Raw genomic sequence first — 22570 nt, 5'->3', positions numbered from 1 at the left:
TGGAGCGGGAGAAGAGTCTCGAACTCTCGACCTCAACCTTGGCAAGGTTGCGCTCTACCAACTGAGCTACTCCCGCTTCGTCTTTCCGTCTGTTGCGTTGTTGTTGCAACAGGCAGGCATTATAGAGATTCTGAGCCGGGCGTCAAGGATGCCACCAAACAAATATTACAAAGTCCCCGATTTTTCCTTGATGAGCGGCCAGGCGCGGCGCAGGTAGTAGAACATCGACCAGACGGTCAGCACACCCGCGAACCACAGAAGGTACTCGCCCCAGTAGTGGGTGTCTACCAGGCCCAGCAGGCGATCATGGAACAGCAGCATGGGGATGGCGACCATCTGGGCGGCGGTCTTGATCTTGCCGAGCGAGCTGACCGCGACCGACTTGGTCGCGCCGATCTGCGCCATCCACTCGCGCAGCGCCGAGATCGTGATCTCGCGGCCGATGATGATGAAGGCGATCACGGCGTTGACCCGGTCCAGCTGCACCAGCACCAGCAGCGCCCCCGCCACCATCAGCTTGTCCGCCACCGGATCGAGGAAGGCGCCGAAGGCCGAGGTCTCGTTCCAGCGGCGGGCCAGGAAGCCGTCGAACCAGTCGGTGACCGCGGCGACGATGAATACCAGGGTCGCGGCCAGGTTGCGGTCGGCCAGCGGCAGCCAGTGGGTCGGGAGGTAATAGACACCAACAACCAGGGGGATGAGCGCGACGCGTAACCAGGTCAGGAGAATCGGGATGTTGAAAGGCATAAGGGAACGAACTGATTACGGGAAAAATGCGATGCGCCGCTAGTCTACATTGGTATTGCTTTTCGGACTAGTTCGCTCATCTGTATGGGGTGCGGGGGTGTTCGTGGTGCACGCCGAAGCTGCGGGCCTGCACCACAAGGCACAAAATAAAACCGGGGCAATCGCCCCGGTCCTTATCAATGCAGCTGCCGGTAGATCTCTTCCGCCAGCGTGCTCGAAATCCCCTCCACCGTCATCAAATCCTCGACGCTGGCGTCGATCACCCCGCGCAGGCCGCCAAAGCGCGCCAGCAGGCGCTGGCGGCGCTTGGCGCCGATGCCCTCGATCTCCTCCAGGCGCGAGGCCTGGCGCGTCTTGGCGCGCTTGGCGCGCATGCCGGTGATGGCGAAGCGGTGCGCCTCGTCGCGGATCATGGCCACCAGCATCAGGGCGGCCGATTCCTTGCCCAGTTCCTGGGGCGCGCGGCCGTCGGCGAAGATCAGGGTTTCCAGGCCGACCCGGCGCCCCTCCCCTTTCGCCACGCCCACGATCATCGCAATGTCCAGCCCCAGCTCGACGAATACCTGGCGCGCCATCTCGACCTGGCCCTTGCCGCCGTCGACCAGCACGATGTCCGGCATCACGCCTTCGCCGTTCGCCACCTTTTCATAACGCCGCGTCAGCACCTGGCGCATCGCCGCGTAGTCGTCGCCCGGGGTGATGCCGTTGATGTTGAAGCGGCGGTATTCGCCGTTCTGCATCTGGTGATGATGGAACACCACGCACGAGGCCTGGGTCGCTTCGCCCGCCGTGTGGCTGATGTCGAAGCATTCGATGCGCAGGGCTTCCAGCTCCTCGGCGTCGAGCCCGAGCACGTCGGCCAGCGCGCGCGTGCGCGCCTGCTGCGAGCCCTGCTCCGACAGCAGCCGCGCCAGCGCGATCTCGGCGCCCTTGCAGGCCATTTCCAGCCACTGGCGGCGCTGCCCCTGGGGCTGGAAGATCAGGTTGATGCGGTGCCCGCACTGCTCGCTCAGCGCCACGATCAGCTCGGGCTGGTCGAACTCGACGTTCAGGATCAGGGTGCCCGGGATGAACTGGCCGGCGTAATGCTGGGCCAGGAAGGCGCTCAGCACCTCGACCTCGATCGGCGCCTCGCCCAGCGATTCGCCGACATGGCTCGGGAAATAGGCGCGGTCGCCGAGGTGGCGCCCGCCGCGCACCATCGCCAGGTTGACGCAGGCGCGGCCGCCCTGCACCACCACGGCGATCACGTCGACGTCGGCGTCGCCCGTGGTTTCCATGCTCTGCGCGTGCAGCACCTTCGACAGCGCCTGGATCTGGTTGCGCACGCTGGCGGCCTGCTCGAACTTCAGCTCCATCGCATAGCCCTGCATCTTTTCCTGCAGGTCTTCCAGCACCTCGGTCTGGCGCCCGCGCAGGAAGCGCGCGGCATTGTCGACGTCGAGCTTGTACTGCTCGGGCGTGACCAGGTTCACGCAGGGCGCGCTGCAGCGGCCGATCTGGTGCAGCAGGCAGGGCCGGGTACGGTTCGCGTACACGCTGTCCTCGCAGGTGCGCAGCATGAACACCTTCTGCAGCAGCTGCATCGATTCCTTGGCCGCCCAGCCGCTCGGGAAGGGCCCGAAGTACTGGTTCTTCTTGTCCAGGGAGCCGCGGTAATACGACATGCGCGGCGCTTCGCCGCCCGAGATCTTGATGTAGGGGTAGGACTTGTCGTCGCGGAACAGGATGTTGTAGCGCGGCTTGAGGCTCTTGATCAGGTTGTTTTCCAGGATCAGGGCCTCGGCCTCGCTGCTGGTCACCGTCGTTTCCAGGTGCGCGATCTGCGACACCATCATCGCGATGCGCGGGCTCGACAGGTTCTTCTGGAAATAGCTCGACACGCGCTTCTTGAGGTTGCGCGCCTTGCCGACGTAGAGCACGCCCTGGTTGGCGTCGAAATAGCGGTACACACCCGGCAGGTCGGGCAGCCTGGCCACCAGCGCCAGCACCTGCTCGCGCGCCGGGGCGCTGGGCTGCACGCCCTCCTCGGCGTCTTCCTTCAGGGTGGCCGAGATTTCTTCCTTCATGGCCTGCCAGGCGTCCGGACGGGCGCGCGGGGCCGGCGCTTCCTGGCCCGCGCCCTTGCCCCTACCTTTCGGCGCGCGCGCGCGCGCGGGCCTGGCCGGCGCGGCCGGCATGGCGGCGCCGCCCGCCGCCACATAGGCCGCCGGCGCTTCCGCCACTTCGCCGGCCGGCGCCGGATCCTTCGGGAGCTCGTGTGCTTGAACTTCTTTGGTCACTTGCGTTTCACTTTGGTTGATCCTGGGTGACGATCACGAAGGCGACGCCGTAGTCGGCTTCGTCGCTGATCGACACCTGGGCGCTCAGGCGGTTGTCGCGCATGAATTGCTCGAGCGCGCCGCTGCATACGATGACGGGCTTGCCGCCCGGGGCGTTCAGCATCTGCATCGACCGCCAGGTCATGGGCATGCGCATGCCCAGCCCGATGGCCTTCGAGAACGCTTCCTTGGCCGAGAAGCGCGTGGCCAGGAAACGCAGGCCGCGCAGCGCGTTCTTGGCGCTGCGCGCATGGTATTTTTCCAGTTCCTGGGGGCCGAGGATCTTCTCGGCGAAGCGCTCGCCGCTGCGCTTGACCGCAGCCTCGACACGCGAGATCTGGACGATGTCGGTGCCGACCCCGTAGATCATGTCAGGCCCCGCGCGCCGTGCCGAGTTGCACGCCGAGGCGCGCCGCGACCATGATCGCCTTCATCTCGCGCACCGCGTTTTCCCAGCCGGCGAACAGCGCGTGGGCGACGATCGCATGGCCGATGTTCAGCTCGTGGATGTCGGCGATCGCGGCGATCGGCTGCACGTTGGTGTAGTGCAGGCCGTGGCCCGCGTTCACGCGCAGGCCGCGCGTGGCGCCGGCGCGCACGCCGAGCCTGATGCGCTCCAGTTCGCGCGCCACGTCCTCGCCCTCGGCTTCCGCGTAGCGGCCGGTGTGCAGCTCGATCACGGTCGCGCCCACCGCGCTGGCCGCCTCGATCTGGCGCTCGTCGGCGTCGATGAACAGCGACACCCGGATGCCCTCGCCCTGCAGCTGCTTGACGGCGGCTTCCACGTCCTTGTAGTGGCGGATCACGTCCAGCCCGCCCTCGGTGGTGACTTCCTCCCGCCGCTCCGGCACCAGGCACACGTCCTGCGGCTTCACCCGGCAGGCGAAATCGATCATCTCGCGCGTCACCGCCGCTTCCAGGTTCATCCGGGTCAGCAGTTGCGGGCGCATCGCCAGCACGTCGGCATCCCGGATGTGGCGGCGGTCTTCGCGCAGGTGCAGGGTGATCAGGTCGGCGCCGGCCTGCTCGGCCAGCAGCGCGGCGCGGATCGGGTCCGGATACGCGGTGCCGCGGGCGTTGCGCACGGTGGCGATGTGGTCGATGTTGACACCCAGGTCGATCACCGGGCCGCTAGGTTGCAGGAAGCTCATGTGGTTTCTTATAACTGCATCAAGTCAATTAAAATCTGGCGCGTATTGAGCGGCGCGCCGCCCAACTGGTGCGCCAGCAGGAAGCGCATCAGCTGCTTGCTCTGCGCCAGGGTGGCCGGATCGCTGTAATCGTCGTGCTCCATGTCGAGCAGGGTCTTGCCTGCCACCACCGGCCAGGTGTCGGCCGGCACCGCCTCGCGCGCGCCGCGCTCGGGATCGACCACGTAGTCGCGGCCGGGCTCGACCCGGCTGCGGGTCGTCGTGCAGCGGCTGAGGTCGGCGGCGACGCCTGTTTCCTTAAGTAAGGCCCTTTCGAATTTTCGCAAGACGATCTGGGGCGGTTCGCCGTGGGCGAGCTGGTTCAGGGTCGAGACGTAATGGTCGAACAGGGCCGGATGGCGGTCGTCGCGCGCCAGCAGCTTGACCAGCAATTCGTTCAGGTAGAAGCCGCACAGCAGCGCGGTCTTTTCGATCGGCAGCATGCCGCCCACCCATTCGGCGTCGATCAGGGTGCGCAGTTCGGACTTGCCGCTGAACGATACCGACAGCGGCTGGAAGGTCTGCAGGACGCCGCGCAGCTTCGACAGCGGGCGCTTGGCGCCCTTCGCCACCAGGCCCACGCGGCCGTGGTCGCGCGTGAACATGTCGACGATGAGACTGGTTTCCTTGTAGGGATAGCTGTGCAGGACGAAGCCGGGCTGGCCCACGACCCGGTGTTCGCGCTGCGGCGGCCGGCTGACGCGCCGGCGCTCGGAAGGGGTTTCGGCGGCCGGCGCGGTCACGCCCGCACCAGGCGCCGCCGCGTCGGGCGGATTGTCGTCGATCAGGTCGTCGTGGCTGGACATGCGTGTGTGACGGTCCCCCGGCGCTTACTCGTAGCCGTAGGCGCGCAGGCCCGCTTCGTTGTCGGCCCAGCCGGATTTGACCTTGACCCAGATTTCCAGGTACACGGGGCCGCCGAACAGCTTTTCCATGTCGAGGCGCGACTGGGTCGAAATCTCTTTCAGGCGCGCCCCTTTGTTGCCGATGATCATGGACTTGTGGGTGTCGCGCTCGACCAGGATGGCGGCGAAGATGCGGCGCAGGTTGCCTTCCTGCTCGAACTGCTCGATCACCACGGTGCTGGTGTAGGGCAGCTCGTCGCCGAGCAGGCGGAACACCTTCTCGCGCACGATCTCGGCGGCCAGGAACTTCTCGCTGCGGTCGGTGATGTCGTCCGGCCCGAAGATCGGCTCGTTTTCCGGCAGGTGGCGCTTGATCTCTTGTTCCAGCGCATCGACCTGGAAGCGCAGCTTGGCCGAGACCGGCACCACGGCGGCGAAGTCGCGCAGCGCGGCGATCTTCTGGGCGAAGGGCATCAGCACCGCCTTGTCCTTCACGCGGTCCGATTTATTGATGACCAGCACCACCGGCACGTTCTTCGGCAGCAGGTTCAGCACCTGTTCGTCGGCCGGACCGAAAGTGCCGGCCTCGACCAGGAACAGGATCACGTCGGACGAGGTGAGCGTGTTCGAGACGGTCTTGTTCAGGGTCTTGTTCAGCGCATTCGCGTGGCGGGTCTGGAAGCCCGGGGTGTCGACGTAGATGTACTGGGCGTCGTCGCGGGTCTGGATGCCGGTGATGCGGTGGCGCGTGGTCTGGGCCTTGCGCGAGGTGATCGAGACCTTGGCCCCGATCAGCACATTCATCAAGGTCGACTTGCCGACGTTCGGGCGGCCGACGATGGCGATGTAGCCACAGCGGAAATTCTCGGGGGTGGTGCTCATGCTGATTTGGTTCCTGGTTGTTCGGGCGCGGCCGCGGCCTCGCTCTGGATGGTGGCGATCCCGGCCAGCTTGAGCTGGGATGCGCGCGGCTTGGCCTTGCGTCCGCCCGGCGCCTTGGTCAGCGCCTGCTGGGCGACCTCGAGCGCGAGCCTGGCCGCGGCCTGCTCGCCGGCGCGGCGGCTGCCGCCCCGGCCGAAGACCTGGATGCCGAGCTTGGGTACCAGGCATTCGACTTCGAATTCCTGGCTGTGCGCGGCGCCATGGGTGGCGACCACGTTATAGGTCGGCAGCGAGATCTTCTTGCTTTGTAAAAATTCCTGCAGCAGGGTCTTGGCGTCCTTGCCCAGGGTGCGCGGGTCGACCGTGTCGAGCAGCGGGATATAGAAGGCGCGGATCACGTCGCGCGCGCTGTCGAAGCCGCTGTCGAGGAAGATCGCGCCCAGCAGGGCTTCGAGGGTGTCGGCCAGGATCGATGGACGGCGGAATCCGCCCGACTTGAGCTCGCCCTCGCCCAGGCGCAGGAACTGCGACAGGTCCAGCTTCTGGGCGATCTCGAACAGCGCCTGCTGCTTGACGAGGTTGGCGCGCAGGCGCGACAGGTCGCCTTCGTCGAGCGTGGTATAGCGTTCGTACAGCACCGAGGCGACAACGCAGTTCAGGATCGAATCGCCCAGGAATTCCAGGCGTTCGTTATGCAAACTGCTATGGCTACGGTGGGTCAGGGCCTGCTGCAGCAGCCCGGTATCCCGGAACGTATACCCCAAGCGTGTTTGCAATAACTGAAGATTCATTATGTTGTCGTCGTAATCGGCCGGCGCAAGGCCGGGTCCTGCTGGTTACTGGGCGGCCAGATTCCGCTCCGCCACCACGCCGCTCGGGTCGGTGGTGCCGGCGAAATCGATCAGCAGGCTGACGTTGCCCGCCAGCGGCACCCGCTTTTCATAGGCGAAGCTGATGTCAGGTTCACCATTGTCCCGCGTAATAATCAAGTCGCGGCCGCGGATCGCTTCGACGTCGTTGACGCCCGCGTTACGGTCGAAGGCCGTCTGCATCTCGCGCACCGTACCGCCCGCTTCCTTGGCCTTGACGATCGCAGCCTTGATCGTGCTGTACTCCAGATAAGCCGGAACCAGCTTCATGCCAAACACGCCCGCCACGCCCAGGACGGCGAGTCCGCCGATCAGCCCGGTCAGCGACATGCCGCGCTCGGCGCCTACAGAATACTGCTTGTTGCGAAACATCTGCTTCCCCCGTGTTACTGGATGCCACCAACCCGCTTCGGATTGCTGAAGTTCATCCACACGACGATCGCCTTGCCAACAATGTTTTTATCCGGAACGAAGCCCCAATAGCGGCTGTCGGCACTGTTGTCGCGGTTATCGCCCATCATGAAATAGTTGCCCTCTGGCACGATACATGTAAATTTATCGTACGAATAGTCGCAGGCTTCACGATGTGGGAAATTCTCGACACCTCCCAGGTCAAGGGTACGCTTGCCATCGGTGTTCAGGACGCGGTGCGGGGTGCCCGAGAGATTCTCGACGAACTGCTTGTGGTAGACCGGATGCTGGTCGTCCAGGTAGTCGTCCAGGGGCGTGTACTCGACCGGCTTGCCGTTGACCGTCAAGCGCTTGTTCTCGTAGCTGATTTTATCACCCGGCACACCGATGACGCGCTTGATGTAATCCTGGCTCATATCCTTGGGGTACTTGAACACCATCACGTCACCGCGCTGGGGGTCGTTCAGCTGGACGATCTTCTTGTTGATGATCGGCAGGCGGATGCCGTAGGTGTACTTGTTCACCAGGATGAAGTCGCCCACCAGCAGGGTCGGCACCATCGAGGACGAGGGGATCTTGAACGGCTCCCACAGGAAGGAGCGCAGCACGAACACCAGTGCGATCACCGGGAAGAAACTGCCCGAGTACTCGATCCAGGTCGGCTGGCGCAGGTGCGCCTGCTCGATCGCATGGCGGTTGCCGTTGCTGTCGACCCGGATGCCGTCCGCCGTCAGCTTGGCGGTGCGGGCATCGTACTCGGCCAGGGCGGCGTCGGCGGCGGCGCGGCGCTGCTTGGCCAGATAGAACACATCCAGGCACCAGATAATGCCCGTGATAACCATTGCGACGAACAGGATCAGGGCAAAGTTGCCCAGGATGGGTTGTAGATCCATTTATTTTTCTTCCACCTGGAGGATGGCCAGGAAGGCTTCCTGCGGAATTTCCACGGAACCGACCTGCTTCATGCGTTTTTTACCGGCTTTTTGTTTTTCCAGCAGTTTCTTCTTGCGCGAGATGTCGCCGCCATAGCACTTGGCCAGGACGTTCTTGCGCAGCGCCTTGACGTTTTCGCGCGAGATGATGGTGGCGCCGATCGCGGCCTGGATCGCCACGTCGAACATCTGGCGCGGGATCAGTTCGCGCATCTTGGCCGCCACCTGGCGTCCGCGGTAAGGCGCATTGGCGCGGTGCACGATGATCGCCAGCGCATCGACCTTCTCGCTGTTGATCAGCATGTCGACCTTGACCACGTCGGCCGAACGGTATTCCTTGAACTCGTAGTCCATCGAGGCATAGCCGCGCGAGGTCGACTTCAGGCGGTCGAAGAAGTCCAGCACGATCTCGGCCATCGGGATCTCGTAGTGCAGCTTGACCTGGCGGCCGTGGTAGGCCATGTCCATCTGGACGCCGCGCTTGCCGTTACACAGGGTCATCACCGAGCCCACGTATTCCTGCGGCATGTACAGGTTGACGTCGACGATCGGCTCGCGCACTTCGTTGATCTTGGACGGTTCCGGCATCTTCGACGGATTGTCGACGCGCACGACCGAGCCGTCGCGCATCTCGACTTCGTACACCACGGTCGGGGCCGTGGTGATCAGGTCCATGTCGAATTCGCGCTCCAGGCGCTCCTGCACGATTTCCATGTGCAGCAGGCCGAGGAAGCCGCAGCGGAAGCCGAAGCCCAGCGCCTGCGAGACTTCCGGCTCGTACATCAGGGCGGCGTCGTTCAGCTTCAGCTTCTCGAGCGAATCGCGCAGCGCGTCGTACTGGTTGGCCTCGACCGGGAACAGGCCGGCGAACACCTGCGGCTGGACTTCCTTGAAGCCCGGCAGCGGCGCCGGCGCCGGCTTGTTCACCAGGGTGACGGTGTCGCCCACCTTGGCGGCGGTCAGTTCCTTGATGCCGGCGATGATGAAGCCCACCTGCCCCGCCGACAGTTCCGGCAGCGAGACCGAGCGCGGCGTGAAGACGCCGATGTTCTCGACCAGGTTCTGGGAACCGGTCGCCATCAGCAGGATCTTGTCCTTCGGACGCAGGGTGCCGTTGACCACGCGCACCAGCATCACGACGCCGACGTAGGAGTCGTACCAGGAGTCGACGATCAGGGCCTGCAGCGGCGCGTTCGGATCGCCCTTGGGCGGCGGCACCTTGGCGATCAGGGTTTCCAGCACGTCTTCCACGCCCAGGCCGGTCTTGGCCGAGCAGGTGGTGGCGTCGCTGGCGTCGATCCCGATCACGTCCTCGATTTCCTTCTTGGCGTTCTCGGGGTCGGCGTGCGGCAGGTCGATCTTGTTCAGGATCGGCACCACTTCCACGCCCAGGTCGAGCGCGGTGTAGCAGTTCGCCACGGTCTGGGCTTCCACGCCCTGCGAGGCGTCGACCACCAGCAGCGCGCCTTCGCAGGCGGACAGCGAACGGCTGACTTCATAGCTGAAGTCGACGTGGCCGGGGGTGTCGATCAGGTTCAGGTTGTAGGTCTGGCCGTCGCGCGCCTTGTACTGCAGCGCCGCGGTCTGGGCCTTGATGGTGATGCCGCGCTCGCGTTCCAGGTCCATCGAATCGAGCACCTGCGCGTCCATTTCGCGTTCCGACAGCCCGCCGCACAACTGGATGATGCGGTCGGCCAGGGTCGACTTACCGTGGTCGATGTGGGCGATGATGGAGAAGTTACGTATGTTGTTCATTAACAAAGCTCAAAACCAAAAAGGCCGCGGCGCGCCGGGGTCCCGGCGCCGCGAAGGACGGCGCAATACGAAAAAAGCGCTACGTCGGGACCGGGACGACCCCAGGCGAGCGCCTTGTCAAAGCAGGAGAAGCCGGTGTGCGATGGACAGAAGCTTTTCCGACCCCGGCATTTTACCGGATTTCGGAGCAGAAAGCCCGGTTTCCGGGGGGGCGACAGCCATATCTGGGGGCCGAACCGCGCGAAACAAGCCTGCCGGCGCCGCAGCGGGCCGGCGCGCGGGCCCGGCTTCAGGCCTGCATCGCCGCCGAATCGGCCACATGAGCGGCCACATGAGCGGCCACGTGCTTGGCCACGTAAGCCCGCACCGCGGCGGTGTCGAGGAAGTAATGGCACAGCTCGGGCCCGGCCGGATCGCCGTACAGCACCGGCACCAGCTCGTCGAAGCGCGCCTCCAGGGCCGGATCGAGGTCGACGTCGAGCACGGCGATCGCGAACGGCCGGCCCGGCTCCTCCAGCGCCTTCAGGGCGGCGAGCATGTCCTCGCACAGGTGGCACCAGGCGCGCGAGTACAGGGTGAAGGGGATCGGCTGCACGGTCACTGGCGCGGCTTGATCACGACGTACTGGGTGACGTTGTCGCGCCGCACCAGCAGGGCCACCGGCTTCTTCGGGTCGAGCTTGGCGACCAGTCCGTTGAACTGGGCGACATCGGCGACCGGGCTGTTGTTCACCTGCAAGACCACGTCGCCCGCCCGGATGCCGGCGGTGGCGGCATGGCCCTGCGCTTCCTCGACCAGCACCCCGCCCTCGGCGCCGAGCTCGCGCCGCTGCTCGGCGCTCAGGTTCGACAGGTTCAGGCCGAGCACGTTCGGCGCCGCGCCCGGGGCCGGCTTCTTCGGCGTCGGGCGCACCGGGGTGGACTTTTCGTCCTGCAGCTCGACGATCGTGACCGGCACGTCGAGCTGGGAGCCGCGGCGCCAGACGGTGACGGTGGCGCGGGCGCCGACCTTGGTCGCGCCGACCAGGCGCGGCAGGTCGCGGGTGGTCTCGATCGGCTGGCCGTTGAACTTCAGGATGATGTCGCCGACCTTGATGCCGCCCTTCTCCGCCGGACCGCCCTGCTCGACCATCGAGACCTCGGCGCCGCGCGCCTTGCCCAGGCCGAGCGACTCGGCGACGTCGCGCGTGACTTCGCTGATCTGCACGCCCAGGCGCCCGCGGGTGACCTTGCCGGTCTTCTTGATCTGGTCGGCGACCCGCATCACCTCGTCGATCGGGACCGCGAACGAGATGCCGTTATAGGCGCCGGACAGGGTCGCGATCTGGGAATTGATGCCGATGACTTCGCCGCGCATGTTGATCAGCGGGCCGCCCGAGTTGCCCGGGTTGACCGCGACGTCGCTCTGGATCAGCGGCAGGTATTCGCCGGTGTCGCGCGCCTTGGCCGAGATGATGCCGGCGGTGACGGTGTTGTCGAGATTGAACGGCGAGCCGATCGCCACCACCCATTCGCCGACCCGGATCCTGCTCGAGTCGCCGATGCGCAGGTAAGGCAGGTTGCCGGCGTTGAGCTTGAGCACGGCGACGTCGGAACGGCGGTCGGCGCCCAGCACCTTGGCCTTGAATTCGCGGCGGTCGGTCAGGGTGATGGTGACTTCGTCCGCGCCTTCGACCACGTGGGCATTGGTCAGCACGATGCCGTCTTCCGAGACGATGAAGCCGGAGCCGACGCCGCGCGTCACTTCTTCTTCCTGCTGCGGCTGCGGCGAGCGGCGGCCACGCGGGGCCTGCTGGCCGAAGAAGCGGCGCAGGAATTCCTGCATCTCCTCCTCGCCCGGCGCGCCGCGCGCGCGCGCCCGCTCGGTGGTCCGGATGTTGACCACGGCGGGGCCGACCTTGTCGATCAGGTCGGAGAAATCGGGCAGGCCGGTCACGACGGGCGTGGGCACGGGCGCGGCGCCCGCGGCAGCGGCCAGGGCCGGCGGGGCAAGGAATGCGGCGGCGCCGGACGCGAGCAGGGCCGACAGGATGAAGCTGGCAGTTTTGCTTGTCATGGAATCAGGATTCAGGGCTGAGGTTGACGCAATGGTAAGCCAAAACAGGCGCTTTGTCGCGGCGGGCTGCGCGGCTGTCATAGAGGGAGAAATACATATGCGCCGGGCCGGATGATCAGGCGTGGCCGGCCATGAGGCCGGTAGGGTTGGCAGCTTGCTGCCAACGCGTTCAAGGATCGGGCGCCCATCCTGTGCGTTCAATCCCGGCGCTGCCTGAACGCGTTGGCAGCAGAGCTGCCAACCCTACCTGAATGACTGGATGTCAGGACGATTCCGGATCGGACATCACCGCTGCCGGCGCGGGTTCGGCCTCGCTGGCCGTCATGGCGCGGTGCGACGGCAGCGCCTCGGCCGCCAGCCGGGCCGCCAGGCGCTGCGCGAAGCCCGGCGACAGCCCGGGCGCATCCGGCGCGCGCAGGACATCGCCGATGTGGTGGTACAGGTCCCAGGCCTGGCGCCCGTCCGCGCCGTGCATTGCCGCGAGCGCCAGCTCCAGGTCGGCGTCCGGCAGTTCGCCGTCGCTCAGGGCGGACAGGTGCTCGCGTATTTTTTTGTTGGTGTCCATCGGTGTCGTTGTCGCCGTCGGTGTTTTCAAGATGTGCTGCGCCTGTCTACGATCTCGCCACCTAACGGCGTTTGTCAACCGGGAAATCGAGCAAAGGACGCAATTTCTCGGCAATGACTTCGCGCGCACGGAAAATCCGGCTGCGCACGGTGCCGATGGGACAGGCCATCACGTCGGAGATTTCCTCGTAGCTCAGCCCTTCGATCTCACGCAGGACGATTGCCGTACGCAACTCCAGCGGCAGCGCTTCCATGGCCGCGTTGACGGTTTGGGCGATCTGCTTACTGGCCAGCACCGACTCGGGCGTGTCGATGTCGCGCAGGCTGTCGGCTTCGTCGAAGCCTTCGGCGCGCTCGGCATCGGTCTCGGTCGAGGTGGGCGCACGGCGCCCCTGGGTGACAAGATGGTTCTTTGCAGTGTTGATTCCTATTCGGTACAGCCAGGTGTAGAACGCGGATTCGCCTCGGAAGTGGCGCAGGGCGCGAAACGCCTTGATGAAGGTTTCCTGCACCACATCCTCGGCCTCGGCCGGATCGTGCACGAGCCGCGATACCAGCCGCATCAGGCGGCGCTGGTATTTGGCCACAAGCAGGTCGAACGCCTGCCGGTCCCCGGCCTGGACGCGCTCCACCAACAGCTGATCAAACTCGCGTTCTGTCGTCACGGACCATGCCCCATCGGCTGCAGCGGCCCTCTTGCATAAGAGTTGGCCGGCTGCAATAAGTTCAAGGTATTTTTGCGAGCCCGACGGCGCTCAATGTTCGGCCTGCCGCCCGCCTCCCGGGATGGCGGCGCCCGGCCGCATGGCGCCCACGGCGCGCAGCGCCACCGCGAGCGCCCGGTACTCGCCGGCGCTCACGCTGTCGGGCAAGAGCACCAGGCGCCAGACCGCGCCAGACTCGGCGCGCAGGCGCAACAGCATGCAACAGGACCACACGGTCGAGCCCGCCAGCAGGGTCACCGGCATGCCGACAACGGGCGGCCGCACATCCTGTTGTACCGTCAGGCGTAGCTGCCCGAGTCCAGAAATATCAATCCGGCGCGCGGTTGGGCGGGAGGCGGCTTCCCGGCCCAGGACGAGCCCGGCAAGCAGCGGCGCCAATGCGGCCAGCCGCGAGGCGAAGTCCATGGGCAGCACGAGGCCCACGGCCAGGGCGGCCGCGAGCAGGGACGCGCAGAACACGGCCAGCAGCCAGCGCAGGCGGCGTGAGGGCGCGACGACGGCTGTCACCGCAATCGACATGCTGCACAGGGACCAACAGGTGTAAAGGGAAAAACAGGGGCGCCGGCGGCCATGGAACCAGGACCGGGCAAAGGAAGGCGCCCATCCCTTTTGACAGGGATGGGCGTGTCAGGTTCAGACTTTTGCGAACACGAGGGTACCGTTGGTACCGCCGAAGCCGAACGAGTTCTTGACCGCGTAGTCGATCTTCATTTCACGCGCCGTGTTGGCGCAGAAGTCCAGGTCGCATTCCGGATCCTGGTTGAAGATGTTGATCGTCGGCGGCGAGATCTGTTGATGGATGGCCAGCACGGTGAACACCGATTCCAGGCCGCCCGCGCCACCCAGCAGGTGACCGGTCATCGACTTGGTCGAGTTCACGACCAGGTTGGACGCATGGTCGCCGAAGACGCGCTTGATGCCGCGCACCTCGGCCGCATCGCCCAGCGGCGTCGAGGTGCCGTGTGCGTTGACGTACTGGACCTGGTCGGCGTTCAGGCCGGCGTTGTTCAGGGCCGACACCATGCAGCGCGCCGCGCCGCTGCCATCCTCGACCGGCGAGGTGATGTGGTTGGCGTCCGCGCTCATGCCGAAACCGATGACTTCCGCGTAGATCCTGGCGCCGCGTGCGACAGCGTGTTCATATTCTTCGAGCACCATGACACCGGCGCCCTCGCCCAGCACGAAGCCGTCGCGGTCGCGGTCCCATGGACGCGAGGCCGTGGCCGGATCGTCGTTGCGGGTCGACAGCGCGCGTGCCGAGGCGAAGCCGCCCAGGCCCAGCGGCGAGACGGTCGACTCGGCGCCGCCGGCGATCATCACGTCGGCATCGCCGTACTCGATCAGGCGCGCTGCCGCGCCGATGCAATGCAGGCCGGTGGTGCAGGCCGTGACGATGGCCAGGTTCGGGCCACGCAGGCCGAACTTGATCGAGAGATTGCCCGAGATCATGTTGATGATCGAGGCCGGCACGAAGAAAGGCGAAATGCGGCGCGCGCCGCGGGCCGTGTACTCTTCCTTGGTGGCTTCGATCATCGGCAGACCGCCGATGCCGGAACCGACGATCACGCCGATCCGGTCCGCATTCTCGTCGGTGACGTTCAGGCCCGAATCCTGCAAGGCCTGGATACCCGCGGCCATGCCGTAATGGATAAAGCTATCCATATGGCGGCCTTCCTTGCCGGGCAGGTATTCCTCGACATTGAAGTTCTTGACTTCGCCAGCGAAACGGGTCGTGAACGGCGTCGCATCGAACTTGGTGATGTTGGCAATGCCCGACTTACCTGCCAGCGCCGCGCTCCACGCTTCGGCAATGGTGTTGCCGATTGGTGAAATGCAGCCCAGGCCGGTAACGACGACACGGCGGTTGCGTGAACGGCTCAAGCGATTCTCCCAAAAACTTTAAAGCAGCTTAGGCCTTGACGTGCGCGGTCGCGTAGTCGATAGCCTGCTTGACGGTGGTGATTTTCTCAGCCTGTTCGTCAGGGATTTCCATTTCGAACTCGTCTTCCAGTGCCATCACCAGTTCAACGGTGTCCAGGGAATCTGCGCCGAGGTCGTCAACGAACGAGGATTCGATTTTGATGTCTGCTTCGGCAACGCCCAGTTGCTCAGCGACGATTTTTTTAACGCGTTGTTCGATATCCGACATGTTATGGCTCCATTAAGGTATGTGTTGCGGAAAGTGCGCGCATTTTATCAGGTTTGCGCCTTGAAAAACCAATTTCGGAGAGTGGGATGCATTTCGTCCGAAAGTCCTGCTAAAAGATGAGAATGCGCCGGCATCGCGCCTTTTTTATCGCGGGCGCGCCGGCGCTTTTCGCATCAATTCATGTACATGCCGCCGTTGACGTGCAATTCGGTGCCGGTAATGTAGGCAGCCTGCGGGCCGGCCAGGAAGGCCACGGCGTGGGCGATGTCTTCCGGCTTGCCGAGGCGCCCCAAGGGGATCTGGGTCAGCAGCGCTTCGTGCTGGCCTTCGCCCAGCGCCTTGGTCATGTCGGTGTCGATGAAGCCCGGCGCGACGCAGTTGACGGTGATGTTGCGGCTGCCGATCTCGCGCGCCAGCGCGCGGGTCATGCCGGCCACGCCGGCCTTGGCGGCGGCGTAGTTCATCTGGCCCGGGTTGCCGGACGCGCCGACCACCGAGGTGATGTTGATGATGCGGCCGGCCTTGGCCTTCATCATGCCGCGCAGAACCAGGCGCGACAGGCGGCCGACGGCGCTGAGGTTGGTGGTGATGACGCTGTCCCACTCCTCGTCCTTCATGCGCATGGCCAGCTGGTCCTGGGTGATGCCGGCGTTGTTGACCAGGATCGACAGGCTGCCGAAGCCCTTCTGCACTTCGTCGACGACCTCGCCGCAGCGCGCCGCGTCCGTCACGTTCAGGACCACGCCCTTGCCGCCGAACTCGGCCAGGTACTCGGTGATGGCCTGGGCGCCGGCTTCGCTGGTGGCGGTGCCGACCACTTTGGCACCCTGGCGCGCCAGTTCCAGTGCGATGGCCTTGCCGATGCCGCGCGATGCGCCGGTGACGAGTGCGACTTGGTTCTCGAGATTCATTTTTTTCCTCTTGTTTCTATTCGTTCAATGTGCAGGGCGGACAGCTCGCAAATCGATCCACTGGATTGATTTCCTCCACGCGGTGATCGTTATCGGCGCCGATGACGGGCTCGATGATCTCGCCGCCAACCATCGCCGCGCGGGCGGGAAGACCCGCCCACCCTACAAGCGGGCTCAAGCCGGCTTCAACAGATTCAGTACGCGTTCCAGCGACGCCTGGTCGACCAGGGCTTCGCCGGCCAGGACCGGATCGATGCGCTTGGCCATGCCGATCAGGGTCTTGCTCGGGGCGCATTCGACCACCTGGGTAATGCCGTCGGCAGCCATCTTCTGCATCGTCTCGACCCAGCGCACCGGGCCGGCGGCCTGGCGCACCAGCGCATCCTTGATCGCTTCCGGATCGGCCAGCACGGCGACGTCGACGTTGTTGATGACGTCGATCTGCGGCGCCGAGAAAGTGATGCCGGCCATGTAGTCGCGCAGGCGGTCCGATGCCGGCTTGAGCAGCGATGAGTGGAACGGCGCCGACACCGACAGCTTCATGGCGCGCTTGGCGCCCTTGGCCTTGGCCAGTTCGCAGGCGCGCTCGACGGCGGCGGTATGGCCGGCGATCACGATCTGGGTCGGCTCGTTGAAGTTCACGGCCTCGACCACTTCAGCCTGGGCCGCGTCGCCGCAGACGGCGCGCACGTCGTCGGCCTGCAGGCCGAGGATGACGGCCATGCCGCCCTGCCCGACCGGCACCGCGTCCTGCATGGACTGGGCGCGGAAGCGCACCAGCGGCACCGCGTCGCGGAACGGGATCACGCCCGCCGCCACCAGGGCCGAGTACTCGCCCAGGCTGTGGCCGGCCACCACCATTGGCGCCGGGCCGCCGGCCGCGATCCAGGCGCGGTACACGGCGACGGCGGCGGTCAGCATGACCGGCTGGGTATTGGTGGTCAGGTCCAGGTCTTCCTTCGGGCCTTCGGCGATCAGGCGCTTGAGGTCGAAGCCGAGCGCGTCGGACGCTTCCTGCACGGTCTGGTCGACGACCGGGTTGCCGGCGAAGCCGTTCAGCATGCCGACGGCCTGGGCGCCCTGCCCGGTGAACACGAATGCGAATTTGCTCATCTTGTTATTGTCCGTAATGGGTTATTCAATGCGTGCGGCCGCGGGCTTTACATGCGCGCGAGCACCGCGCCCCAGGTGAAGCCGCCGCCCACGCCTTCCATCAGCACGTTCTGGCCCTTCTGGATGCGGCCGTCGCGCATGGCCTGGTCGAGCGCCAGCGGGATCGAGGCGGCCGAGGTATTGCCGTGCTCGCCCACGGTGACGACCATCTTCTCCATCGGCAGGCCGAGCTTCTTGGCGGTGCCCTTCATGATGCGCAGGTTGGCCTGGTGCGGCACCAGCCAGTCGATGTCGGTCGGCTGCATCCGGGCGATGTCGAGCACTTCGTTGGCGACTTCTTCCAGCACCGTGACGGCCAGCTTGAACACCGCCGGGCCGTCCATGTACAGGAAGCCGCTGCCGGCGACCGCGCCGCCGGCCAGGTTGCCCGGGATCGACAGGATGTTGGAATGGCGGCCGTCGGCATGCAGCTTCGAGGCCAGCACGCCCGGCTCGCTCGAGGCTTCCATCACGATGGCGCCGGCGCCGTCGCCGAACAGCACGCAGGTGGTGCGGTCGCTGAAGTCGAGGATGCGCGAGAACACTTCGGCGCCGATCACCAGCACGGTCTTGTGCATGCCGGCGCGGATGAAGGCGTCGGCGGTCGAGGTCGCGTAGACGAAGCCGCTGCACACGGCCTGGACGTCGAAGGCGGCGCTGTTGTTGGTCATGCCCAGCTTCTGCTGGACGATGCAGGCGGTGCTGGGGAAGCTGCCATGGAAGTCCGGCGTCGAGCTGGCGACGATCACCAGGTCGACGTCCGCCGGAGTCTTGCCGGCCATCTCGAGCGCCTTGCGCGCCGCGGCGACGGCCAGGTCGGACGAGTTCTCGTCGGCGGCCGCGTAATGGCGCGCCTCGATGCCGCTGCGCGTGACGATCCACTCGTTGGAGGTCTCGATGCCCTTGTCGGCCAGCTGGGCCGCGAGCTGGTCGTTGGTGACACGGTTGGCCGGCAGGTAGCTGCCGGTGCCGGTGATTTTGCTGTACACAGTCATTGCTCCACCATCCTGCTAGTTTTAGTGAGCCTGGCGCTCGGGATCCGAAGTCGGCATCAGTTCGGCGATCAGGGCCGACAGGTGCTCTTGTACGTTATGTGCGGCTGCCTCGTAGGCGCGCTTGAGCGCCCATTCGAAGGCATAGGCGGACGCGCCGCCGTGACTCTTGAATACCAGGCCTTTCAGGCCCAGCAGGCCGGCGCCGTTGTAGCGCTCGGGATTGAGCTTCTTGAGCGCCTGGCGCGCCAGCACGGCGCCCAGCATCGACATGACATTCTGCTTGAACACCGACTTGACGAAGCGCGACAGGCCTTCGACCGCCTTCAGGGTCACGTTGCCGACGAAACCGTCGCAGACTACCACGTCGGCGGTGCCCTTGAAGATGTCGTTGCCTTCGACGTTGCCGTAGAAATTCAGTTTACCGCGCTCGTGGTCGGCGCGCAGGAGGACGCCGGTGGCCTTGACCACTTCGTTGCCCTTGATGTCTTCGGTGCCCACGTTGAGCAGGCCGATGGTCGGGCGCTCGATGCCTTCGATCGCCGAGCACAGCACGGAGCCCATGATGGCGAACTGGTGCAGGTGGTGCGGCTCGCAGTCGACGTTGGCGCCGAGGTCGAGCATGTAGGTGGGGCCGTTCTTCTGGTTCGGCATGATCGAGCAGATCGCCGGACGGTCGACCCCGGGCATGGTCTTGAGCACGTAGCGCGAGACCGCCATCAGGGCGCCGGTGTTGCCGGCCGAGACGCAGGCATTCGCACTGCCGTCCTTGACCAGCTCGATGGCCACGCGCATCGACGAATCCTTCTTGCGGCGCAGCGCCACTTCGACCGGATCGTCCATCGTCACGACTTCGGTCGCGTTCCTGATGTTCAGGCGCGGCAGCTTGTCGGCGTGGTGTTTCTTGAGTTCGGAACGCAGCACATCTTCGACGCCGACCAGGATGAGTTCGACGTCAGCTTGCTTCTTCAAAAAGGAAATGGCTGCCGGAATGGTAACTGAGGGGCCGTGATCGCCGCCCATGCAGTCAATGGAGATTTTAATTGTCATTTGTCGGGGGGTTGCCGCAGATTACGCACAGCGGGCGGCAAGATGGGCTCGGGGCTTGGCATGGTGCCAGCCGAACTCCGCACAATTGAAAATGACGGTGTGCAAGCTTGAATTGCAGCCGAATACAAAGAAAAAGCGGCGCCACGCAAATAACATACGTTGCACCGCTTTCATGATACGAAGGACAAGACCGTCGATTACTCGTCGTTCTTGGTCTTCAGGACTTTACGACCACGGTAGAAACCGTTCGGGCTGATGTGGTGACGCAGGTGCGTTTCACCAGTGGTCGGCTCGACTGCCAGGTTCGGGGCGGTCAGGAAATCGTGCGAGCGGTGCATGCCGCGCTTCGAAGGGGACTTCTTATTCTGCTGAACTGCCATGATGACTCCTAATACATAAGTTCTAAAATTCTAACACAATCGACTTGCAAATACATGCGCATCGAGTATCCCAGCGGCAATCTTACGAATGCCGACATGTTTTAACGCTGCCTACATCTACTACTATTGCCATACTCGACTACTGCACGCGTTTGACACGTTCTTTTGTCGCACTACTACTGCGGTACTGCTTTATTCTGACTTGAGGTTCTTGAGGCCGGCGAACGGCGATACCTTTTCGGTCTTCAGGCCGTCCAGCAGCTTGGTGTCCGGACAGACATCGTGTTTCGGTGCCTGCGGCAGGGCCAGCAGGGCTTCATCTTCGAGCAGGTCGCGGATGTCGCAGGCGTGGCTGCCGACAATCACGTCGATGCTCTCGTCGTCGAGGATTTCCTCGATCTGGTCCGCATCCTCGTCATCCTTGCCGAGCACCAGCATGGTGGACGAGTCGATCTCGTAACCAAAGGGCTGCAGGCAACGCTGGCATACCAGCTTCACGGGACCGGCGACCGCCAGGGTCATCGAGGGGTAGCCCTGCCGGGTCTGGCCGCCATCGATGGACCAGCGGATCTCGCCGCTGCTGTCCGCGCAATCGGCTGCCAGGCGGGTCATTTCAGTCACGGGCGTCACGCCTTCGCGGTGCCCGCTATTCCGACAGAATTCGAAGGCGTCGATGACAAAAGCGCTCATTTGGAAAACTTCCCCGGAAAACCTGCGATAATAACAGGCTTCTCGCTGCAGAGTCAAAGACTGTCGCAGTTTTTCGGGCCGCAGCGGCCCCGCCTGTTGTACCGGCCCGGCATTCATCGGATTTGCTTGCCGGGAAGCAGCTATCTATCTGTTTTACTTATGCTTTTCGATCCAGCGCCCGACATGATACCAAGTTCCGCCGTGCCGCGTCTAATCCTTGCTTCGAGTTCCGCCTACCGCCGCGAGCTCCTCGGCCGCCTCGGACTGCCGTTCGAGGCCGTCGCGCCGGCGATCGACGAGAGGGCGCTGCCCGGCGAAGCGCCGCAGGACACGGCATTGCGCCTGGCGCGCGCCAAGGCGGCCGCGGTGGCGGCGCTGCATCCCGGCGCGCTGGTGATCGGCTCGGACCAGGTCGCCACGCTCGACGGCCTGCAGATCGGCAAGCCCGGCGACCATGCGCGCGCCCTGGCCCAGCTGCAGCTGATGCGCGGCCGCGAAGTCGTGTTCCACACCGCGCTGTGCCTGTGGGATGGGCGCGCGGCCGAGCCAAGCGCGGCCGCCCAGGTCGAGAACGTGCAGGTCTTCGTGCGCTTCCGCGACCTCCCGGATGCCGAGCTGGACGCCTACCTGCGCATCGAGCAGCCTTACGACTGCGCCGGCAGCGCCAAGAACGAAGGACTGGGCATCGCCCTGCTCGAACGGATCGCGTCAAGCGATCCGACCGCCCTCACCGGCCTGCCCCTGATCGCCCTGACCGGCATGCTGCGCCGCGCCGGCGTGCGCTTCTTCGGCGCCTGAACCTCTTCATCATCACTACCATGCCTGGCACCCTCTACCTGATCCCGAACACCCTCGGCCCCACCGAAGCCGGCGCGCTGAACGCCCTGATCCCGCCCCAGGTCCGCGAACTGGCCTCCCGGCTCGACTATTTCGTGGCGGAGAACGCCAAGACCGCGCGCGCCTTCCTGAAACTGGTGGCGGTCGAGCATCCGCTGGCCAGGCCGCTGCAGGAGATCGAGATCGCCGAGCTGAACGTGAACACGCCGCCGCAGGCGCTGGCCCAGCTGCTGGCGCCGCTGCTGGCCGGGCGCGATGCCGGGCTGGTGTCGGAAGCGGGCGTGCCGGCGGTGGCCGATCCGGGCGCCGACCTGGTGCGCCTGGCCCACCAGCACGGGATCGCGGTGCGGCCGCTGGTCGGGCCGTCCTCGCTGCTGCTGGCGGTGATGGGCAGCGGGTTGAATGGACAGAGCTTTGCGTTCAACGGCTACCTGCCCACCGACGCAGCCCTGCGCACCAAGCGGATTCGGGAACTGGAAGGACGCTCGCGCGCGGAGAAGCAGACCCAGTTGTTCATCGAGACGCCGTATCGGAACGGGCAGATGCTGGAGGCGCTGGTGGGGGCCTGCCAGCCGGGGACGCTGGTCTGCGTGGCGACCGACCTGAGCCTGGCGAGCGAGTCGCTGCGCACCATGACGGCGGCGAAATGGAAGGCCGCGCTGGCGGCCGGCAAGGGGCCGGATTTTCACAAGAAGCCGACCGTGTTCTTGCTGCTGGGGCAGTAAGTAGGGTGGACGGCTTGTCCGTCCACGCGGTGATCGTTGGCCGCGAGATCATCGAGTCCGGTAATCGGCGCCGATAACAACCGACGCGTGGGCGGCAAAGCCGCCCACGCTACTAGTGGAGCGGCTACCCACAATTTTCTCCAAAAGGTCTAACCTGACGGGTAAACCCTGTCAGGAGGCCATCGTGAACAAGAAGTATGTTGTGAAGCTGACAGCTGAAGAGCGCGCGCAGTTTGAACGCATTGCCCATACAGGCAAGTCGGCAGCGTGGAAGATTCTGCACGCCCAGGTGCTGCTCAAATTGGATGAGGGTGAACATGGCCCTGGCTGGGAGACCGCACAGATTGCCGAAGCGTTCGGCGTGACGATGCGCAGTATCGACAATTGG

Annotated in this window: 25 protein-coding genes, 1 tRNA gene and 1 pseudogene; 3 read left to right on the top strand and 24 right to left on the bottom strand. The window is 65.0% G+C overall.

All coding sequences use genetic code 11. The features are described from left to right. From H162_RS0109725 to H162_RS0109605, 24 genes are all read right to left on the bottom strand, one after another. Nucleotides 1-76, bottom strand: a tRNA-Gly gene (locus tag H162_RS0109725). Between the two features lie 89 nt (nucleotides 77-165). Then, complete coding sequence (pgsA, locus tag H162_RS0109720) at nucleotides 166-747, bottom strand: CDP-diacylglycerol--glycerol-3-phosphate 3-phosphatidyltransferase (RefSeq protein WP_020653274.1); 582 nt, start codon at nucleotides 745-747, stop codon at nucleotides 166-168. Between the two features lie 176 nt (nucleotides 748-923). Next, nucleotides 924-3029: an excinuclease ABC subunit UvrC gene (gene uvrC, locus H162_RS0109715; RefSeq protein ID WP_020653273.1), complete on the bottom strand. Its 2106-nt coding sequence runs from the start codon at nucleotides 3027-3029 to the stop codon at nucleotides 924-926. A 7-nt stretch (nucleotides 3030-3036) separates the two neighbouring features. Then, nucleotides 3037-3438, bottom strand: coding sequence for a holo-ACP synthase (acpS, locus tag H162_RS0109710; RefSeq protein WP_020653272.1), 402 nt, complete (start codon nucleotides 3436-3438; stop codon nucleotides 3037-3039). Nucleotide 3439: 1 nt separating this feature from the next. After that, on the bottom strand, nucleotides 3440-4219 hold the full coding sequence (locus H162_RS0109705; protein ID WP_020653271.1) for a pyridoxine 5'-phosphate synthase: 780 nt from the start codon (nucleotides 4217-4219) through the stop codon (nucleotides 3440-3442). An 8-nt stretch (nucleotides 4220-4227) separates the two neighbouring features. After that, nucleotides 4228-5064, bottom strand: coding sequence for a DNA repair protein RecO (recO, locus tag H162_RS0109700; protein WP_020653270.1), 837 nt, complete (start codon nucleotides 5062-5064; stop codon nucleotides 4228-4230). Nucleotides 5065-5088: 24 nt separating this feature from the next. Then, a complete protein-coding gene (gene era, locus H162_RS0109695; protein ID WP_020653269.1) occupies nucleotides 5089-5985 on the bottom strand; it encodes a GTPase Era in 897 nt (298 codons plus the stop codon). Next, a complete protein-coding gene (gene rnc, locus H162_RS0109690) occupies nucleotides 5982-6749 on the bottom strand; it encodes a ribonuclease III (protein ID WP_020653268.1) in 768 nt (255 codons plus the stop codon). Before rnc ends, era begins: the two co-directional genes overlap by 4 nt. 72 nt (nucleotides 6750-6821) lie before the next feature. Next, the gene (locus tag H162_RS0109685) at nucleotides 6822-7226 is read right to left on the bottom strand and encodes a DUF4845 domain-containing protein (protein WP_020653267.1); all 405 of its coding nucleotides are present in this window, start codon (nucleotides 7224-7226) and stop codon (nucleotides 6822-6824) included. A gap of 14 nt (nucleotides 7227-7240) precedes the next feature. Next, nucleotides 7241-8158 (bottom strand): signal peptidase I, encoded by a 918-nt coding sequence (gene lepB / locus H162_RS0109680; RefSeq protein ID WP_020653266.1) that lies wholly within the window; start codon nucleotides 8156-8158, stop codon nucleotides 7241-7243. Then, the gene (lepA, locus tag H162_RS0109675) at nucleotides 8159-9952 is read right to left on the bottom strand and encodes a translation elongation factor 4 (RefSeq protein WP_020653265.1); all 1794 of its coding nucleotides are present in this window, start codon (nucleotides 9950-9952) and stop codon (nucleotides 8159-8161) included. A gap of 289 nt (nucleotides 9953-10241) precedes the next feature. Continuing rightward, the gene (locus tag H162_RS0109670; RefSeq protein ID WP_020653264.1) at nucleotides 10242-10553 is read right to left on the bottom strand and encodes a glutaredoxin family protein; all 312 of its coding nucleotides are present in this window, start codon (nucleotides 10551-10553) and stop codon (nucleotides 10242-10244) included. Continuing rightward, nucleotides 10550-12007, bottom strand: coding sequence for a DegQ family serine endoprotease (locus tag H162_RS0109665; RefSeq protein ID WP_020653263.1), 1458 nt, complete (start codon nucleotides 12005-12007; stop codon nucleotides 10550-10552). Before H162_RS0109665 ends, H162_RS0109670 begins: the two co-directional genes overlap by 4 nt. A gap of 262 nt (nucleotides 12008-12269) precedes the next feature. Next, on the bottom strand, nucleotides 12270-12572 hold the full coding sequence (locus H162_RS0109660; protein WP_020653262.1) for a sigma-E factor negative regulatory protein: 303 nt from the start codon (nucleotides 12570-12572) through the stop codon (nucleotides 12270-12272). A gap of 61 nt (nucleotides 12573-12633) precedes the next feature. Next, nucleotides 12634-13236 (bottom strand): RNA polymerase sigma factor RpoE, encoded by a 603-nt coding sequence (rpoE, locus tag H162_RS0109655; protein ID WP_026354456.1) that lies wholly within the window; start codon nucleotides 13234-13236, stop codon nucleotides 12634-12636. Nucleotides 13237-13326: 90 nt separating this feature from the next. Then, nucleotides 13327-13815 carry a protein YgfX gene (locus tag H162_RS33955; protein ID WP_156885539.1) on the bottom strand — a complete coding sequence of 163 codons (489 nt, stop codon included), beginning with the start codon at nucleotides 13813-13815 and terminating at the stop codon, nucleotides 13327-13329. Nucleotides 13816-13929: 114 nt separating this feature from the next. Beyond that, nucleotides 13930-15177, bottom strand: coding sequence for a beta-ketoacyl-ACP synthase II (gene fabF / locus H162_RS0109640; RefSeq protein WP_020653258.1), 1248 nt, complete (start codon nucleotides 15175-15177; stop codon nucleotides 13930-13932). 28 nt (nucleotides 15178-15205) lie between these two features. Further along, the gene (gene acpP, locus H162_RS0109635; protein ID WP_020653257.1) at nucleotides 15206-15445 is read right to left on the bottom strand and encodes an acyl carrier protein; all 240 of its coding nucleotides are present in this window, start codon (nucleotides 15443-15445) and stop codon (nucleotides 15206-15208) included. Nucleotides 15446-15618: 173 nt separating this feature from the next. Continuing rightward, a complete protein-coding gene (gene fabG, locus H162_RS0109630; RefSeq protein ID WP_020653256.1) occupies nucleotides 15619-16356 on the bottom strand; it encodes a 3-oxoacyl-ACP reductase FabG in 738 nt (245 codons plus the stop codon). A gap of 174 nt (nucleotides 16357-16530) precedes the next feature. Then, nucleotides 16531-17469, bottom strand: a complete 939-nt coding sequence (gene fabD / locus H162_RS0109625; protein ID WP_020653255.1) for an ACP S-malonyltransferase — start codon at nucleotides 17467-17469, stop codon at nucleotides 16531-16533. A 47-nt stretch (nucleotides 17470-17516) separates the two neighbouring features. After that, nucleotides 17517-18503: a beta-ketoacyl-ACP synthase III gene (locus H162_RS0109620; RefSeq protein ID WP_020653254.1), complete on the bottom strand. Its 987-nt coding sequence runs from the start codon at nucleotides 18501-18503 to the stop codon at nucleotides 17517-17519. Between the two features lie 21 nt (nucleotides 18504-18524). Further along, the gene (plsX, locus tag H162_RS0109615) at nucleotides 18525-19550 is read right to left on the bottom strand and encodes a phosphate acyltransferase PlsX (RefSeq protein WP_026354455.1); all 1026 of its coding nucleotides are present in this window, start codon (nucleotides 19548-19550) and stop codon (nucleotides 18525-18527) included. A gap of 197 nt (nucleotides 19551-19747) precedes the next feature. Further along, a complete protein-coding gene (gene rpmF, locus H162_RS0109610; protein WP_005666806.1) occupies nucleotides 19748-19930 on the bottom strand; it encodes a 50S ribosomal protein L32 in 183 nt (60 codons plus the stop codon). A 192-nt stretch (nucleotides 19931-20122) separates the two neighbouring features. Continuing rightward, nucleotides 20123-20620, bottom strand: a complete 498-nt coding sequence (locus tag H162_RS0109605) for a YceD family protein (protein ID WP_026354454.1) — start codon at nucleotides 20618-20620, stop codon at nucleotides 20123-20125. A 183-nt stretch (nucleotides 20621-20803) separates the two neighbouring features. Here H162_RS0109605 and H162_RS0109600 point away from each other — a divergent pair, with 183 nt between their 5' ends. From H162_RS0109600 to H162_RS0109590, 3 genes and pseudogenes are all read left to right on the top strand, one after another. Beyond that, complete coding sequence (locus H162_RS0109600; protein WP_026354453.1) at nucleotides 20804-21418, top strand: Maf family nucleotide pyrophosphatase; 615 nt, start codon at nucleotides 20804-20806, stop codon at nucleotides 21416-21418. Between the two features lie 20 nt (nucleotides 21419-21438). Next, entirely contained in the window at nucleotides 21439-22182 is a 744-nt protein-coding gene (locus H162_RS0109595) for an SAM-dependent methyltransferase (protein ID WP_020653250.1), read from the top strand. Nucleotides 22183-22366: 184 nt separating this feature from the next. After that, nucleotides 22367-22570: pseudogene (locus H162_RS0109590) on the top strand (helix-turn-helix domain-containing protein); the annotation flags it as partial.

The sequence above is a fragment of the Massilia niastensis DSM 21313 genome (assembly GCF_000382345.1).
GTDB lineage: Bacteria > Pseudomonadota > Gammaproteobacteria > Burkholderiales > Burkholderiaceae_D > Telluria > Telluria niastensis.
This window is presented reverse-complemented; position numbering and strand designations above follow the sequence as displayed.